13 protein-coding genes are annotated in these 15,122 nt (G+C 61.8%); 8 read left to right on the top strand and 5 right to left on the bottom strand.

Annotated features, from left to right (window positions below):
- The first annotated feature begins 177 nt into the window (after positions 1-177).
- Positions 178-1,839, top strand: a complete 1,662-nt coding sequence (locus AC1VWL_RS14665) for a glycoside hydrolase family 43 protein (protein WP_482987191.1) — start codon at positions 178-180, stop codon at positions 1,837-1,839.
- A gap of 216 nt (positions 1,840-2,055) precedes the next feature.
- On the opposite strand, the gene AC1VWL_RS14660 is transcribed toward AC1VWL_RS14665, so the two are convergent.
- From AC1VWL_RS14660 to AC1VWL_RS14645, 4 genes are all read right to left on the bottom strand, one after another.
- Positions 2,056-3,504: an aminotransferase-like domain-containing protein gene (locus AC1VWL_RS14660; RefSeq protein WP_482987190.1), complete on the bottom strand. Its 1,449-nt coding sequence runs from the start codon at positions 3,502-3,504 to the stop codon at positions 2,056-2,058.
- A 198-nt stretch (positions 3,505-3,702) separates the two neighbouring features.
- Positions 3,703-4,308, bottom strand: coding sequence for a DUF6436 domain-containing protein (locus AC1VWL_RS14655; protein ID WP_482987189.1), 606 nt, complete (start codon positions 4,306-4,308; stop codon positions 3,703-3,705).
- Positions 4,305-4,589 (bottom strand): hypothetical protein, encoded by a 285-nt coding sequence (locus AC1VWL_RS14650; protein WP_057627610.1) that lies wholly within the window; start codon positions 4,587-4,589, stop codon positions 4,305-4,307. The genes AC1VWL_RS14655 and AC1VWL_RS14650 overlap by 4 nt, the downstream gene beginning before the upstream one ends.
- 48 nt (positions 4,590-4,637) lie before the next feature.
- Positions 4,638-6,050 carry an aminotransferase-like domain-containing protein gene (locus AC1VWL_RS14645; protein WP_482987188.1) on the bottom strand — a complete coding sequence of 471 codons (1,413 nt, stop codon included), beginning with the start codon at positions 6,048-6,050 and terminating at the stop codon, positions 4,638-4,640.
- A 182-nt stretch (positions 6,051-6,232) separates the two neighbouring features.
- Here AC1VWL_RS14645 and cyoA point away from each other — a divergent pair, with 182 nt between their 5' ends.
- The 5 genes from cyoA (at position 6,233) to AC1VWL_RS14620 (ending at position 10,831) form a co-directional block, all read left to right on the top strand.
- A complete protein-coding gene (cyoA, locus tag AC1VWL_RS14640) occupies positions 6,233-7,132 on the top strand; it encodes a ubiquinol oxidase subunit II (RefSeq protein WP_482987187.1) in 900 nt (299 codons plus the stop codon).
- Positions 7,133-7,137: 5 nt separating this feature from the next.
- Complete coding sequence (gene cyoB / locus AC1VWL_RS14635; protein ID WP_303748706.1) at positions 7,138-9,120, top strand: cytochrome o ubiquinol oxidase subunit I; 1,983 nt, start codon at positions 7,138-7,140, stop codon at positions 9,118-9,120.
- A complete protein-coding gene (cyoC, locus tag AC1VWL_RS14630) occupies positions 9,117-9,746 on the top strand; it encodes a cytochrome o ubiquinol oxidase subunit III (protein ID WP_482987186.1) in 630 nt (209 codons plus the stop codon). Before cyoB ends, cyoC begins: the two co-directional genes overlap by 4 nt.
- Positions 9,747-9,748: 2 nt before the next feature.
- Positions 9,749-10,081 carry a cytochrome o ubiquinol oxidase subunit IV gene (gene cyoD, locus AC1VWL_RS14625; RefSeq protein WP_057627619.1) on the top strand — a complete coding sequence of 111 codons (333 nt, stop codon included), beginning with the start codon at positions 9,749-9,751 and terminating at the stop codon, positions 10,079-10,081.
- 75 nt (positions 10,082-10,156) lie between these two features.
- Positions 10,157-10,831, top strand: a complete 675-nt coding sequence (locus AC1VWL_RS14620) for an SCO family protein (RefSeq protein ID WP_482987185.1) — start codon at positions 10,157-10,159, stop codon at positions 10,829-10,831.
- A gap of 125 nt (positions 10,832-10,956) precedes the next feature.
- Here AC1VWL_RS14620 and AC1VWL_RS14615 read toward each other — a convergent pair whose 3' ends face one another.
- Entirely contained in the window at positions 10,957-12,294 is a 1,338-nt protein-coding gene (locus AC1VWL_RS14615; RefSeq protein ID WP_482987184.1) for an alpha/beta hydrolase, read from the bottom strand.
- Positions 12,295-12,483: 189 nt separating this feature from the next.
- Here AC1VWL_RS14615 and AC1VWL_RS14610 point away from each other — a divergent pair, with 189 nt between their 5' ends.
- Entirely contained in the window at positions 12,484-12,915 is a 432-nt protein-coding gene (locus AC1VWL_RS14610) for a DUF2834 domain-containing protein (RefSeq protein ID WP_482987183.1), read from the top strand.
- 834 nt (positions 12,916-13,749) lie between these two features.
- Positions 13,750-15,120, top strand: coding sequence for a hypothetical protein (locus AC1VWL_RS14605; protein ID WP_482987182.1), 1,371 nt, complete (start codon positions 13,750-13,752; stop codon positions 15,118-15,120).
- Positions 15,121-15,122: the final 2 nt, after the last annotated feature.

The following is a 15,122-nucleotide window of genomic DNA, read 5'->3' as shown; positions in this document are numbered from 1 at the left end:
CCCCCCCCCACCCCGCCCTCTCCCCCCCCCCCCCACCCACCCACCCCACCCCGCGACCACCGGGGGGGGGTGGGGGTGGTGGCCCAAACCCCCCCCCCCCCCCACCCCGGTTTTGCTCCGGTTTTGCTCCTTAACTGCTAGATTCCAAGGCTTCTCCAAGCTTGGACAAAGCCGCCCATGCGTAGTCGTCTGCTGTGGATGTTGCTCTGCCTGCTGGCACCGGCCAGCAATGCCGAAGTACTGGTGCACTCGATCAGCTACCAAGGCAACGACCGGCATACGCCATTGGCCGCCGGCAATTACCGCAACCCGATCCTGCCCGGCTTCTACCCGGACCCGTCGATCGTGCGCGCTGGCGATGACTTCTATCTGGTCAACTCCACGTTCGGCTATTTCCCCGGCCTGCCGATCCACCACAGCCGCGACCTGGTCAACTGGACGCAGATCGGCAACGCCATCGACCGCCCAGGCCAGATCAACTACGGCAAGGATGAGCTGACCCGCGGCCTGTTCGCCGCCTCCATCAGCCATCACGGCGGCAAGTTCTACATCGTCAACACCTGTTTCTACTGCGACGGTGGCAACTTCGTGATCCATGCCGACAACCCGGCCGGGCCATGGTCCGACCCGGTCTGGCTGCAGGTGCGCGGCATCGATCCTTCCCTGTTCTTCGATGCCGATGGCAGCAGCTGGGTGGTACACAACGACGTGCCCGATGGCGAACTGCGCTACGACGGCCACCGCGCGATCTGGCTGCAGCAGATCGACCTGGCCAGCGGCAAAGCCATTGGTGAGCGGCGTCTGCTGGTGGATGGCGGCGCCAACCCAGCCAGCAAGCCCGAGCACATCGAAGGCCCGCATATCTTCAAGCACGACGGCTGGTACTACCTGACCGCCGCCGAAGGCGGCACCGGCGAACAGCATGCGCAGATGATCTGGCGCAGCCGTAGCCTGACGGGTCCGTATCAGGCTGGCCCCAACAACCCGGTACTGACCCAGCGCGACCTCGATCCCAAGCGCGCCAATCCGGTGACCTCGGCTGGGCATGCGCAGTTCGTGCAGCTGGCTGATGGCAGCTGGTGGACGGTATTCCTCGCCACCCGCCCCTACCGTGGCAATCAATACAATCTAGGCCGTGAAACCTTCCTGCTGCCGGTGCAATGGCACGAAGGCTGGCCGCAAGTGCTGCCGCCCGGCGCCGAAGTGCCGCTGCAGTTGCCGCGCCCGCAGATTGCTGGAGCATCTACGCCAATCAGCGATAGCGCTGTATCCAGTTGGACGGAAAACTTCAGCGACGCGAAGCTGCCACCACAATGGCTGACGCTGCATCCGCCGAAGCGCGCGTGGTTCAGCACCGGCGCTGGCGGCCTGAAGCTGCAAACGGGCACGACGCCTCTGGGCGCCGAGGGTACGGAAGATCAGGCCCACTATCTGGGCCACCGCCTGCAGCACCATCGCGCGACCCTGGATATGCAGCTTTCGGCCGCGTCTGTGGCTGATGGCGAGTTGGCGGGATTGGCCTGGCTGCAGAACGAGCGCTATCACTATGTGCTGGGCGTCGAAGCCAGCAACGGTACGCGCCGGGTGGCTCTGTACCTGCGCTCCGGTAAGGATTCACCAGAGACAGGCACGCTGTTGGCGCAGAAGGAACTAAGCGGCGCAGGCGACAACACTGGCCTGCGATTCACCCTGGATGGCGCACGTGCGCAGGCATGGTTCTCACCACGGTCCGGGCAATGGCAACGCATAGGTGATGCGCTTGACGCGAGCCTGCTCAGTACCGACACCGCGGGTGGATTCATCGGCAGCACGTTTGGTGCTTATGCGTTGAAGCGGTGAGCCAAACTGGAACCGGCCGATACGCGCTGCAACCCCGTCCCTTCAACCGGCGGTGCATGCTTTAGCCCCCTCCCTTTGCCGCAGGCAAGGGGAGGGTTGGGGAGGGGTGCCGTTCGTGGTTGAGCTGCGGTTGATGCATCGTCAGCTTCGCGGCTTACGCCGCTCCCACAACATCACTGGCAAGGCCCCTGCCGAGCATGGCTCGGCACTACGCGGTCATGCTGATCCTGCTACTGCTTTGAGTGAATCCGGGGCTTCGACCAGTTGGTTGATGCGACGCAAGGCGCTTTGCAGTTGACGTCGGTTGCTTGCCCGCCCCAATGAAAGCCTGAAGCCTTGGCTGCGTTGCGCGCCGTCCGGTCTGAATGCCGATGACGGGGAGATCGCCAGGCCTTGTAGCTGAGCGGCGCGAGCGAAGCTGGTTTCGGTCCATGGCGATGGCAAGGGCAAAACCGGGGTCAGAGTGGGGTTTCGGTACGAAACCCAACTCTGACCCCGGTTTTGCCGGTTTTGCTCTGGCAGGCTGCACCAGGCATGCAGCCCTGACGCCCGCACCTTCAACGAAGGCACCAGCAGGTGTGCAGCCAGCGCGGTGCGCTCGCGCGCTTCATCCAACACCTGATTCAACAATGCGTTCGCCGAACCGTCCAACAGCAGCTGGCTTACCAGCGCCATCACCAGTGGATGCCCCATCAGGCAGATCGAGCGCAATGCAATTGCCAGTGCTTCTGCATGCTGCTCGGATGGACAGCGCACGAATGCCGTGCGCAAACCTGGGCTGATCGCCTTCGACAAGGTTGATACGTAATACACCTGCGCCGGTGCCAGCGCCGCAATCGGCATTGGCTTTTCCACAGCGTGATGCCAATACGGATCGTCCTCGATCGCCAGCAATTCCAGCCGCTGCAGCACACGTGCCAACTCAACCCGTCGCTGCGAGGGAATCGTCAGCGCCGTCGGGTTGTTGCAGGTGGGATTGAGGTAAACCAAGCGCGCCCCACTCTGCCGCGACGCACGTTCCAGCGCCTCCGGGCACATTCCTTCCGCATCGCCATCGACCGGCAGCAAGCGGCGTCCCAAGGATCGTGCCGCCTGTAGCAGGCCCGGATACACCAGGTGATCACAAAGAATCACCTCGCCTTCCTGGGTCTGGCTGATCAGGATCGATGCCAATGCCGACTGCGCGCCTTCGGCAACCACCAATGCCGTATCGGCAATATCGCCCAGCATCGGCTGCAACCAGCTGGTCGCTGCATGCCTGTCGGTCGGGCTGCCACCGGCGAGGTGATACGTCATCAGGTTGGGCGCATTGCTGCGTGCAAGCACGGCGGCGGCGCCACGCCGCAAGGCATCGTTCAAGGCCAAGGCATCCGGTACCGGCGGTACGTTCATGCTCAGGTCCACCGGTTGGCCGAAGGCTGCTTTCGGCGGTGCGATGAAACTGCCTTGCGGCCCGCGCGCTTCGATCAGTCCGCGTCTGCGTGCTTCATCGAAGGCGCGCGTCACCGTGGTCAGGTCGATGCCGAGTTGCTTTGCCAATGCGCGCTGCGATGGCAGGCGATGGCCGGGCACCAGCTCGCCGGTGTTCATGCTGCGCTCGATGCTGTTGACGATGCGCAGGTAGATCGGTCCGTTGCTGCGCAGCGCGCTGTCCATCCAGTTCATCGCCGAACCCCATGTTTACCGGCAAAAACTGCGACATCCTGTCGCACCATGTATGGACGATGTAGCCACGTATTGTTTGCATCAGCGGCGGGTGCCTGCTCACAACCATCGGTCGGTTGGAGCGGGTGCCCGCTGTTTTTTGTGCGCGGACAGAACGTCCACGCACGCTGGCATGCATGCAGATTCATCAGCAGTGGATCAAGACTTGCCTTGCCAAGGGCAGTAACAGCCCACCGCCAGCAATCCGCGTGGGCGCACCGTCTGGCCATCGACCAGCTTGTCGAGAATCGGCTCGACAAAACTATTGGCCGAATTGCAGACCATGCCGATGCTGTACGGTCCGGCGTAAGCCAAGTGCCCTTGCCGATCCCAGATCGCAACCGCAGGGCTGGCCGGGATATGTTCGGCGCCTTCAATCGTCGGCAGTTCTTTCAGGCGACCACGCAGATACTCGGGCAGCTCGCCTGTGGTGCCCGGGCGGCGCACCGCATAGAAATCGATGCTGGCGCGGCGGTACATGCTGATCAGATAGCTCAGATGCGCGCCGGTTTCGCGGTTGCAGACCTTGCAGGCCGGGTCCCAGAAATGCACGACGCGGATGCGTCCGTTGGCGCCAGCCAGTTCCGGCGGCAACTTGAGCTGGGTGTCGTCGAAAACGATGGCCTGTTCGGCGAAGGTGGCCTGCTCACTGAGGCCGAAGTACTGCCACAACGCTATCGCAATACCCGCCATCAGCACGCAGCCCGCCGCGATCCACAGCCGCATCCCACGTCGGCGCGGCGATGCGCCGTTGGGCGGGCTCACGAGGCGGCGTCCGCGCCGAACTTGTGCTCGTACTGTTCCAGCATCTCGGCGCAGGAATCGGCCTGGGCGCGGCGGTAGATCTCGGTACGCTCCGGCGCGCGGCTGCGCTGCAGGCACTGCTCGATGGCCGCGCGCTCACTGGCCTGCACATCGGCGGTCTGCGGCCGCGAGCAGACGTAGACCAGCGACGCCAGCGCCAGCACCACGAAACCGGCGCAGCCCAGCATCACCAGATGAAACTTCAGCTTGTCCCGACGCACAGCAGCTACCCGCATATCCATACAAGATATGCAATGTATCACTTTTGTATGGATATGACCGGAGCGCGGTTAAACGATCGCCTGCGTCCGCGTCTCAGGCGCAGCCGAGATGACCTCGGTCAGCTTGGTCAATGCCGCCGCCAGACTGTGCTGATCCACCGCCCCGCCCAAGGACAGGCGGATGGCATTGCCGGCCTGCTCCTCGATGCTGAAGGCCTCCGAGCTGGCGATGCCCAGACCCTGCGCCTGCGCGGCCTGGATCAGCCGGTACTGGTCCAGCCGTGGCGGCAGCGGCAGCCACACGTGCAGGCCGGACGGGTGCGCCTGGTAGGGCTTGGGCAGGATGCGCGCGGCGATCTGCTGGCGCTGGCGCAGCTCCTGCTGGAAGCGGCGCACCATCTCATCGGCCTGACCGCTGCGGATCCAGTGCGAGGCCACCGCCACCATCGACTGGGTCGGCATCAGCGCGATCGAGCGCAGGGCGTCCAGCAGCGGCTCCATCGGCTCGCCCGGCGGCACCACCAGATAGGCGGTGCGCAGGCCCGGCGCCAGGCACTTGGACAGGGTGGAAACGTAGTAGACCGGCGCGTCCGGGTGGCTATCCACCGCCAGCGGCGGCGCCGCATCGGCGGCCAGCAGCCAGTACGGATCGTCCTCCACCACCGCCACGCCATGGCGGCGGGCAATGGCTAGGATGGCCGCGCGCCGGGCCTGCGACATGGTCGCGGTGGTCGGGTTCTGGATGGTCGGGATCAGGTAGATCAGGGCCGGCTTGCGCTGCAGGCAGGCGGCTTCCAGCGCGTCCGGCAGCATGCCTTCGGCGTCCATGGCGATGGAGACGATGCCCCGCTGCAGCACACGCGCGGCGGCCAGCAGGCCCGGATAAGTGAGCTGTTCGGCGGCGATCAGGTCACCCGGCTGGGTCCTGGCCAGCACGATGGCGCACAGGGCGGCCTGCGCGCCGGGGCAGATCACCACCCGCTCGGCGGAGACGCTGCCGAGGATCGGCGCCAGCCACTGCACGGCGGCGGCGCGGTCATCGCGGGAACCGGCGCCGACGTGGTAACTCATCAACTCGCCCTGCCCCAGCTGCTGGCTGAGCTGCTGGAAGCCCCGCTCCATGCTCTGCGCGAACGGGCTGCTGCCCAGCAGCGGCGGGATGTTCATGCTCAGGTCGACCGAGGTGGTGCTGTTGCCGGCCGACATGGCGATGAAGGTGCCGCCGGCGCCCTGCGCGTCGAGCAGATCGGACTGGCGCAGCTCAGCGTAGGCACGAGTGACCGTGGTCAGGTCCACGCCCATCAGCTGGGCCAGGTCGCGCTGCGGCGGCAGCCGGTCACCGGGTTGCAGCACGCCATCGTCCACGGCATCGCGTACCTGCTGGGCAATCTGCAGGTAGAGCGGACCGCCGCCCTCGGCGAAGGGACGGACCCAGGTCCGGTTGGGCTTTTTCAGGCGTCGGCCTGCGGCTGGCTGCTGCATCGGGTGAACCTTCCCTGCCTTGTACGTGCACCAACCCATACAATGATGTATCTTGTATGGACTTGACTGGATCGGCAATCCTTTTGTAGGCACCGCCGTACGGACAGTGTAGCCGCTCCCGGCCCATGCGCCGGGCATCGGTGGTCCCCGCTCAAGAGCTCCTTCAACAGGGTCGACCTTCAATGAATATCTGCTGGAAACGCATCCGCCCAGCGCTGGCCGCTTTGGCATGCGTGGGCCTGTCTGGCTGCAACTGGGTACTACTGGACTCCAAGGGCGACGTGGGCATTGCCCAGCGCGACCTGATCATCATCTGCATCGCCTTGATGCTGATCGTGGTGATACCGGCCATCGTGCTGACCTTCGTCTTTGCCTGGCGCTACCGCTCCGGCAATACCAAGGCCAGGTACATGCCCGATTGGGCGCACTCCACCAAAGTGGAAATCGTGGTCTGGGGCGTGCCCCTGATCATCGTCGCTGTGCTTGCCGTCATTGTGTGGAAATCCACCCACGAGCTTGACCCTTACAAGCCGCTGGATATCCCCGGCGAGCCGCTGCATGTGGAAGTGATCGCCACCGACTGGAAGTGGGTATTCGTCTACCCGGACCTGGGCATCGCCACGGTCAACCAGCTCAACTTCCCGGCCGGGCAACAGCTGGCCTTCGACATCACCTCCAACTCGACGATGAATACCTTCTTCATCCCACAGCTGGGTGGGCAGATCTATGCGATGGCCGGCATGCGCACGCAGCTGCACCTGGTGGCGAACGAACAGGGCAAGTTCGACGGCATGTCGGGCAACTACAGCGGCCACGGCTTCTCCAACATGAAGTTCGTCGCCACCGCGATGAGCCAGCCGCAGTTCGACGATTGGGTTGCGCAGGTGCGGCAGTCGCCGGATCAACTGAGCTTCGCCGAATTCAAGCGCCTGGCCGCACCCACCCGCAAGGAGCCGGTGCGCCACTTCGCCAGCGTCGAGCCGCTGCTGTTCAAGAAGGTCATCGACCAGTTCATCGGCGTGGGTGAGAACACCGCGGCCACGTCCGGCCACAACGCAGAACCCAAGGCCTCCCAGGAGTAATGAGCATGTTCGGTAAGTTGACGTGGGACGCCGTGCCGTTGCACGACCCGATCGTCGTGGTGACATTGGCGGGCATGGTGCTTGGCGGCATCGCATTGCTCGCCGCCGTCACCTATTTCAAGTTGTGGGGCGTGCTGTGGCGCGACTGGTTCACCACCGTGGACCACAAGAAGATCGGCATCATGTACATCGTGGTGGCGCTGGTGATGCTGGTGCGCGGCTTTGCCGACGCACTAATGATGCGCGCGCAGTTGGCCGCGGCCGGCCCCGGCAGCGATGGCTTCCTGCCACCGGAACACTACGACCAGATCTTCACCGCGCATGGCGTGATCATGATCTTCTTCGTGGCCACACCGTTCGTGGTTGGCCTGATGAACATCGTGGTGCCGCTGCAGATTGGCGCGCGCGATATGGCCTTCCCCTTCCTCAATGCCTTTAGCTTCTGGATCTTCGTGGTCGGCGCTGCGCTGATGATGATCTCGCTGGGCCTTGGCGAGTTCGCGATGACCGGTTGGGTGGCGTACCCGCCGTTGTCCGGCATCGAGTTCAGTCCAGGGGTAGGCGTTGATTACTACATCTGGGCATTGCAGGCCTCCGGTGTCGGCACACTACTGACCGGCGTCAACCTGTTCATCACCATCCTGCGCATGCGTGCGCCGGGCATGACCTTGATGAAGATGCCGGTGTTCACCTGGACCGTGCTGGTCACCAGCGTGATCATCATCGCTGCGTTCCCGATCCTGACCGTTGCCCTCGGCGCGCTCACCCTGGACCGCTACCTGGACTTCAACTTCTACACCAATGACCTGGGTGGCAACCCGATGATGTACGTCAACCTGGTGTGGGCCTGGGGCCACCCGGAGGTGTACATCCTGGTATTGCCGGCGTTCGGTATCTTCTCCGAGATCACCGCCACGTTCTCGCGCAAGAAACTGTTCGGCTACAAGTCGATGGTGGGTGCAACGCTGGCGATCGGCATCCTGTCGTTCGTGGTGTGGCTGCACCACTTCTTCACCATGGGCTCCGGTGCCAGCGTCAATGCCTTCTTCGGCATCATGACGATGATCATCGCGATCCCGACCGGCGTGAAAATCTTCACCTGGTTGTTCACCATGTACGGCGGCCGCGTCGAGTTCAGCGTGCCGATGCTGTGGACCATCGCCTTCCTGGTCACCTTCACCATCGGCGGCATGACCGGCGTGCTGCTGGCCATCCCCGGCGCGGACTTCCTGCTGCACAACAGCCTGTTCCTGGTGGCCCACTTCCACAACACCATCATCGGTGGCGCGCTGTTCGGCTACCTGGCTGGCTTCGTCTACTGGTTCCCGAAGGTGTTCGGCTTCACCCTCAACGAGCGCCTGGGCAAGTGGTCGTTCGCCTGCTGGATCATCGGCTTCTACCTGGCCTTCATGCCGCTGTACATGCTCGGCTTCATGGGCATGACCCGGCGCATGAACCAGTACGACAACCCAGCGTGGACGCCCTACCTGATTGCCGCCTTCGTCGGTGCGCTGTTCGTGTTCGCAGGCATCGTGCTGATGCTGGTGCAGATCTACGTCAGCATCCGCGACCGCAAGCAGAACCAGGACATCACCGGCGACCCGTGGAATGCGCGCACGCTGGAATGGCAGACGCCTTCGCCGCCGCCGTTCTACAACTTCGCCGTGGTGCCCAAGGCCGACACCCTGGACGCCTTCCACGAAGCCAAGAAGCAAGGCCTGCCCAAGCCGCCCAAGCACTACGCGCCGATCCACATGCCGCGTAACACCGGCGTGCCGCTGATCCTCAACATATGGATCCTGGCGCTGTGCTTCGCCTTGATCTGGCACATCTGGTGGCTGGCCGGTGCGAGCTTCGTGGCGATGATCGTCACCTTGATCGTGCGCTCCTACGACGAGGACGTGGATTACTACGTCAGCGCCGAAGAAGTGGCCGCCATCGAGAACCAACACCAGAACAAGCTCAAGCAGCACAGGGTGATTGCATGAACATCATGTCCAATGTCGCCGTAGACAACACACAGGCGGCCGAGCACAGCCATGACGACCATGGCCACGACCAGGGCGGCATGAAGGTCTTCGGCATGTGGGTCTACCTCATGTCCGACCTGGTGCTGTTCGGCTCGCTGTTCGCCTCCTACGCGGTGCTCAGCAACGCGTATGCAGGCGGCCCGACCGGTGCCGAGCTGTTCTCGCTGCCGTTCGTGCTGGTGGAGACCTTCCTGCTGCTGGTTTCCAGCATCACCTACGGCCAGGCCGTGCTGGCGATGCACCGCCAGGACAAGCGCGCCGTGCTGACCTGGCTGGGCGTGACCTTCGCACTCGGTGCCGGCTTCATCGGCATGGAAGTGTATGAGTTCAACCACCTCATCCACATTGGTGCCGGCCCCACCACCAGCGCCTACCTGTCCGCGTTCTTCGCGCTGGTTGGCACGCACGGCCTGCACGTGGCCAGCGGCCTGATCTGGATGGCGGTGGTGATGCACCAGGTGAAGCGTCGCGGCCTCACCCCGACCAACGTCACCCGCATCTCCTGCCTGAGCCTGTTCTGGCACTTCCTGGACCTGGTCTGGATCTGCGTCTTCACCTTTGTCTATCTGATTGGAGTGTTCTGAACATGTCCGACAACGACACCTCCCGCGCCGGCAGCGGACATGGCTCCACCAAGTCCTACCTGATCGGCTTCGTGATCTGCGCCGTGCTCACCGTCATCCCCTTCATGCTGGTGATGAACCCGACGCTGTCGCGACCACTGACGATGGCCCTGCTGGTCGGCTTTGCCGTCGTGCAGATCATCGTGCAGCTGGTGTACTTCCTGCACATGAACCGCTCCTCCGAGGGCGGCTGGAACCTGGCCAGTTTTGTTTTCACCCTGGTCATTCTTTTCATCGTGGTAGCGCTCTCGATCTGGATCATCTGGAGCATGCACTTCCACATGATGGTCAACTGACGCACGCAACGGGCCGGCACACCATGCCGGCCCGTCGCATGTAGTTCGGCTGTCCGTCCTTCATCGACCATAGCCATGTCCCGCACCAACACCCCCGCCACCGGCCTCGCCACACTGACCCGCAAACTGCACCTATCCACCATCGCGATAAGCGCCGCCACCCTGCTGCTGGTCGCCTGCGCCGCAAAGCCCAAGGTGGATTTCTACGGCAAGGACATCGCCTGCGAAGCACTCGGCCAGCAATGGACGATGCCCGACAGCACAGGCATAAGCCGCAGCCCAGCCGATCTCAACGGCAAAGTGACCTATTTGTTCTTCGGCTTCACCAGCTGCCCGGATGTCTGCCCCACCACCATGGTGGAGTTGAACCGCGTAAAGCACCTGATGGGCTCGGATGCCGACAAACTGCAGGTGATCTTCGTCACCGTGGACCCGGCCCGCGACACGCCTGCCGTCGCCGAAACCTACGTAAAAGCCTTCGACCCCACCGCAACCGCCCTGGTAGGCAACGACCAGCAACTAGCCGCAATGGCAGCATCCTTCAAAGCCTTCTACGACCGCGAAGAAGGCAAGCACCCCGGCGCCTACTCGATGAGCCACACCGCAGGCGGCTACGTATTCGACCGCCAAGGACGGCTGCGTCTGTTCGCCCCCTACGGCATGCCGGTAGAGCAGCTGTTCTCGGATGTGCAGCGACTAACGCTGGAGCCAACAAGGCCGCACGCAACAACCTGTCAGACAACCGGATAGCCCCGACCCCGCAAGACCAAAGCCCCTCTCCCTCCGGGAGAGGGGTTGGGGTGAGGGCAGAACAAAACCACCAACCCCAAACCCCCAGCCCCCCAACCAAACTCAGCCCTAAAACCCAGTCACCCTCACCGCTCAACACACCCACCACCAACCTCCCCACCCTCCACAAACACCCCAACCGCCTCAACAAAACACCCAGGCGCAAAGTAAGACAGCAAATGCGCCCCACCCTCCACCGTACTGAAGCTCACCTCCCCAGCCTTCCCAAGCACAGCCGCATGCTCCACCGCCCCCGCATACGCCGTATTCGGATCCAAAGTCCCATGCACAACCAAAGTCCTGGGTAACGCACCAGGCGACCTCCCAAACCAGGCATCCCTGGCATAAGCAGGCACAGGCGCCCCGACCAGAAACCCGGGGATTGCACTGACAAACAAAGCTCCAGCAGCCTCCTGCTCCACCAGCTCGCGCGTAAGCCCCGGCCGCGCATTGTTCTCCGACGCCGAGATCAACATCACCAGCGGCAACGAAGGCTGGTTGTTACCGCCCTGACCCATCCCGGCCATCGCCGTCTTCAACTCCGCCACCGTCGCCAGCAGCGCGGACGTATCGTCCACCGCCAGCCCGTCAACGATGTCGGGAATACGCGCACGCAGCGCAGGGAAGTTCAGCAGCGAGCCCAACAACCGGCGCAGATCACCACCGGGGACCTCGTCCTTCCACGGCGCCGTCGGCGCAGCGGCCAGCACACGCTGATAGACCACCACCTTCTGCTCACCCAACACCGCACGCCCCACTGCATCCACCAGCGCCGTGCGCCGGCTCAGGTCCCACTGCTCGGTGGTCTCCAGCGGCACCAGCCCGTCCAGGATCAAACCGTCCAGCGGCATCGGCGCCACCTGCAGCGCACGCAAGGCCAGCTGTGTGCCATACGACACCCCGTACAGATAGGTCGGCCCACTGCCGCGATAGCGCGACATCAGCAGCGCAAGATCCTGCGCCGCCTCGGTCACCGAGAACGCCTGCGTGCGCGCCGCATCCGCATACATCGCACCAATGCAGCCACCCCACTCGTCCCCGGCCAGCGCAACACCATCGGCGCTGTCCGCCGCCTCCTGCACCGGGCAGATCCGCTCCGACCGGCCCACGCCACGGTGGTCCGGAATCACCAGGTCATAACCGGGAAACGCACGCCGGAAGGTCGCAACCACCGGATACAAGGACGCCCCGGACTCACCAGGCCCACCAGCCAAGAACCAAACCTCCCCGCGCCGCTCTGCCGCCTCGGCGGGAAACCAGCGCACGAACAGCTTCAGCGAACCATCGGCCGGCGACGCATGCCGCAGCGGAACATGCGTGGTGACACAGAGGCTGCCTTTCAGCGCAGGAGACGAATCCGCATCAGCGCACGCCACCGGCGCCTCGAAGGCCAGCTCCGCGCGCGCGGGAAGCGCTGCAAACAATGCAGCCGCAAGAACAACAGATCGAAACATCGACTTTCATCCCCTGATGAGCAGACGACAGGATGCCAGTGAGTTGGGGTGGCAGGAATGTCCATCGGTAATGGGTGGTTGCGGGCTGGGCACGCCTATGTGCTGTCTGCAGCAGCTGAGCTCTTACGGGCTTCGGAAACAATTGCGGATTGGACTTCCTTGATCGCACTGAAACTCCCGAGCTCGCTGCTCAACAAGGCCCAAGATTCCTTGGTTCAAGCGATAATCCACGCCAGAGATAGCCAATCGAATCAGCCGGAGAGCAACATGCGGTTTGTTTACCTACTTCTCTGCATCGCAGGCACCGCCCTGCCCCTCGCCCAGTTTGTGCCATGGCTATCCGCCAACGGCCTCAATGTCCCGCTTCTGTTGCAGCAAGCGACTTCCAGCAACATTGCAGCTTTTGCTTGGGCGGATGTCCTCATCTCGGGGCTTGCGACCATCGCACTCATCTACGCAGAAGGACGCAGGCTGGGGATGCGCCGTCTATGGTTGCCGCTGTCCAGTATCGCGATTGGTCCGTCCCTGGCACTACCTCTTTTTCTTTATCTCAGGGAGCTGCATCTAGCAGAATTGAAGAGAGAAACCTGATAGCTCGCGCTGGCCGGACATAAGGGCTGCCCACCAACCCACCTCACTGAGCCGCCCGATTGGACTACAAATATTCTCAAATGCAAGCGGCCGGCGTCGAATTCAAAAGCAAGACAGGAAACGTGCAGAAACGTAAGAACACCTATAGCAACGCACTCAGACCCAAGTCCCCCTCCTATCCAAAGGAGACATACGCTTGCCCCAGATTGCTCGTGAACTTGACCGCGTGCTCGGCCCGGCGCCTCGGTTTAGTTGCGGATACAAGCTAGGTGGCAGCCTCCTGACAGTGACCTACTCACACAAAAATCTATGGCAGACCCGATCTCAAGAGTAGTAAACCTCGTAGTGCGAGCTTGCTTAGCCATGCATGCCATGGTTAGTCCCCTAGGTTGGCCTGCCGGAAGCCTTAGCAGTGACTCTACTCGCTGGACTCGATAGACTCCGCCTGTATGGGGTGGAGTTTAGCGACAAGGACGGAATGTGGTTGAGCTAACGGACGTGAATGACTATCTCGGGGCGCTAGGCCATGGCTCTGCTCATCTCCCTTTTCTATCTTCGGGTCCCGAGCGGATCTACTCGCTGATTTTTCAGCCTAGAGGTGACATTGACGCGGCTCATTCAAGCCTATCGACATCAAGTGCGTCATCACTTGCTGTGAAGATGAAGGGGTTCCTTTCAGAAGCAGAGGAGTTGCGAGTCGCGTTTGCGGCATGCCCTGAGTACTCATGCCCTTGGTCTTCTATAACGGAGTTCGTCCAAGGAGGGGGGCGCCCACCACGCGGGTCTCTTTGGGCCATTTGCTGTGAGAGTATCACTCCCACGGCACTTGAAAGCGTGACCAATTTACTGACAGAGGCTGGAATTAAAGTCATTGAGCCTACAACTCAGGACGGTGCGGGTACGTTCCTCAATCTTGTTTGCCATCTGTTCTGGGCCACTGACGCTACCGGGAATTACACACCAATCGCGTTACTACAAGCGAAGACGTATCCCATGGGTGGGATTGATTATGAAAGAGATCATTTGATCCTTGGCAATCGCATATTTCGCTTCGGAAACGCCGGCGAGAATCGCCTTGTTTGCCTCATTTGCTCTGATGTCCTAGGTCCTTCCTTAAAGCAGACGATCATCAATGAGCTCTTGTCGGACACTATAATAATCCACTTGCAGCTCAACAAGAATTCCGCGGACGCGAGCTTCCGCCAGTATAGAGATCTTTGCGGCTCACGAAACCCACGAACAACCGAGATTCTATGTCTTAACTGGGCAGAAGGGACGCGTCTAAGGAAAGATGCGGAGCCGTATCATGTCCTAGTGCAAGAGCCGAAATCGATCTTCTACCGCCCAGTGCATGAGATCGAATGTAGCGACCAGTCAATTTATGATAATGACAAATTAGGCTGCTTTTTAACCTACCATCACGAGTATAGGACTGCGGCCTACGTCTTCCATCCGGACGAACAGATGTTCGCCTTTCGGACATCGAAGCCGGTCATGATTGGCTCAGCCGCAGTGACGCGCCGCACGGGGCTAACTGCCGTCATTAGGTACGAATGGAGAGCAGATCAATGGCAAGCCGCTACCGAAAGTGTGAACGACAAGTTCGGAGAGTTCTTGGCGGATAATCCGCTAGCAAAGGCGCACTTGGCGGACTTCGAAAATCGGCACGTCGATCTTGAGCGATTGATGCAATTTGCAACAGGAAACGTCCTAAGTGCAGCCGATTTTGAGTGGAGCAAGATTCCATCTTTCCGCCTCGCGAATGATGAGACATCGGCGAGGATGCGCGCATGCTGGTCAAGCATCGGAGATGGAGCCGATCAAAGAAGCGAGTGCCAGACTCGCTTCAAAGCGCTCGTCTCTGCGATCGCTGAACCCTCGAAGTTGCCAAATCGTCTTGCCGCGTTCAGAAACCTCAGGCCAAAGCTAACCTACGATTCGCTGCCTTTCAAGCAACTCAGGAATATAGCGGACGGTGATGTGCGAAGCACGGTTGCATTTCTAGGCTTCGAACCACCCAAAGACGTTCTAACGGGAGTCTCTAAAAAGCTCCAGGCGGCACTATATGGGGTCGGCCAAGCGCCTTCTGACATGTCGTTGCTTTACCTAGACGTGAAAGGTCAGCTTGTGGACCACATGGATACAGAACCGCCATCAATCAATGATGATCCCGGAAGCAACCCTATCGGCATTTCAACGGTCTGACC

The organism is Stenotrophomonas sp. STEN063 (assembly GCF_056854515.1).
Note: the sequence above shows the minus strand (reverse complement) of the source record. Positions and strands in the feature narration are given on the sequence as shown.

What these genes read in the sequence shown, in the direction of transcription:
- AC1VWL_RS14660 (WP_482987190.1), bottom strand. Translation starts at nt 3,504, where the DNA reads ATGAACTGGATGGACAGCGCGCTGCGCAGCAACGGACCGATCTACCTG.
- AC1VWL_RS14650 (WP_057627610.1), bottom strand. Translation starts at nt 4,589, where the DNA reads ATGGATATGCGGGTAGCTGCTGTGCGTCGGGACAAGCTGAAGTTTCAT.
- cyoA (WP_482987187.1), top strand. Translation starts at nt 6,233, where the DNA reads ATGAATATCTGCTGGAAACGCATCCGCCCAGCGCTGGCCGCTTTGGCA.
- AC1VWL_RS14645 (WP_482987188.1), bottom strand. Translation starts at nt 6,050, where the DNA reads ATGCAGCAGCCAGCCGCAGGCCGACGCCTGAAAAAGCCCAACCGGACC.
- cyoD (WP_057627619.1), top strand. Translation starts at nt 9,749, where the DNA reads ATGTCCGACAACGACACCTCCCGCGCCGGCAGCGGACATGGCTCCACC.
- AC1VWL_RS14620 (WP_482987185.1), top strand. Translation starts at nt 10,157, where the DNA reads ATGTCCCGCACCAACACCCCCGCCACCGGCCTCGCCACACTGACCCGC.
- cyoB (WP_303748706.1), top strand. Translation starts at nt 7,138, where the DNA reads ATGTTCGGTAAGTTGACGTGGGACGCCGTGCCGTTGCACGACCCGATC.
- cyoC (WP_482987186.1), top strand. Translation starts at nt 9,117, where the DNA reads ATGAACATCATGTCCAATGTCGCCGTAGACAACACACAGGCGGCCGAG.
- AC1VWL_RS14665 (WP_482987191.1), top strand. Translation starts at nt 178, where the DNA reads ATGCGTAGTCGTCTGCTGTGGATGTTGCTCTGCCTGCTGGCACCGGCC.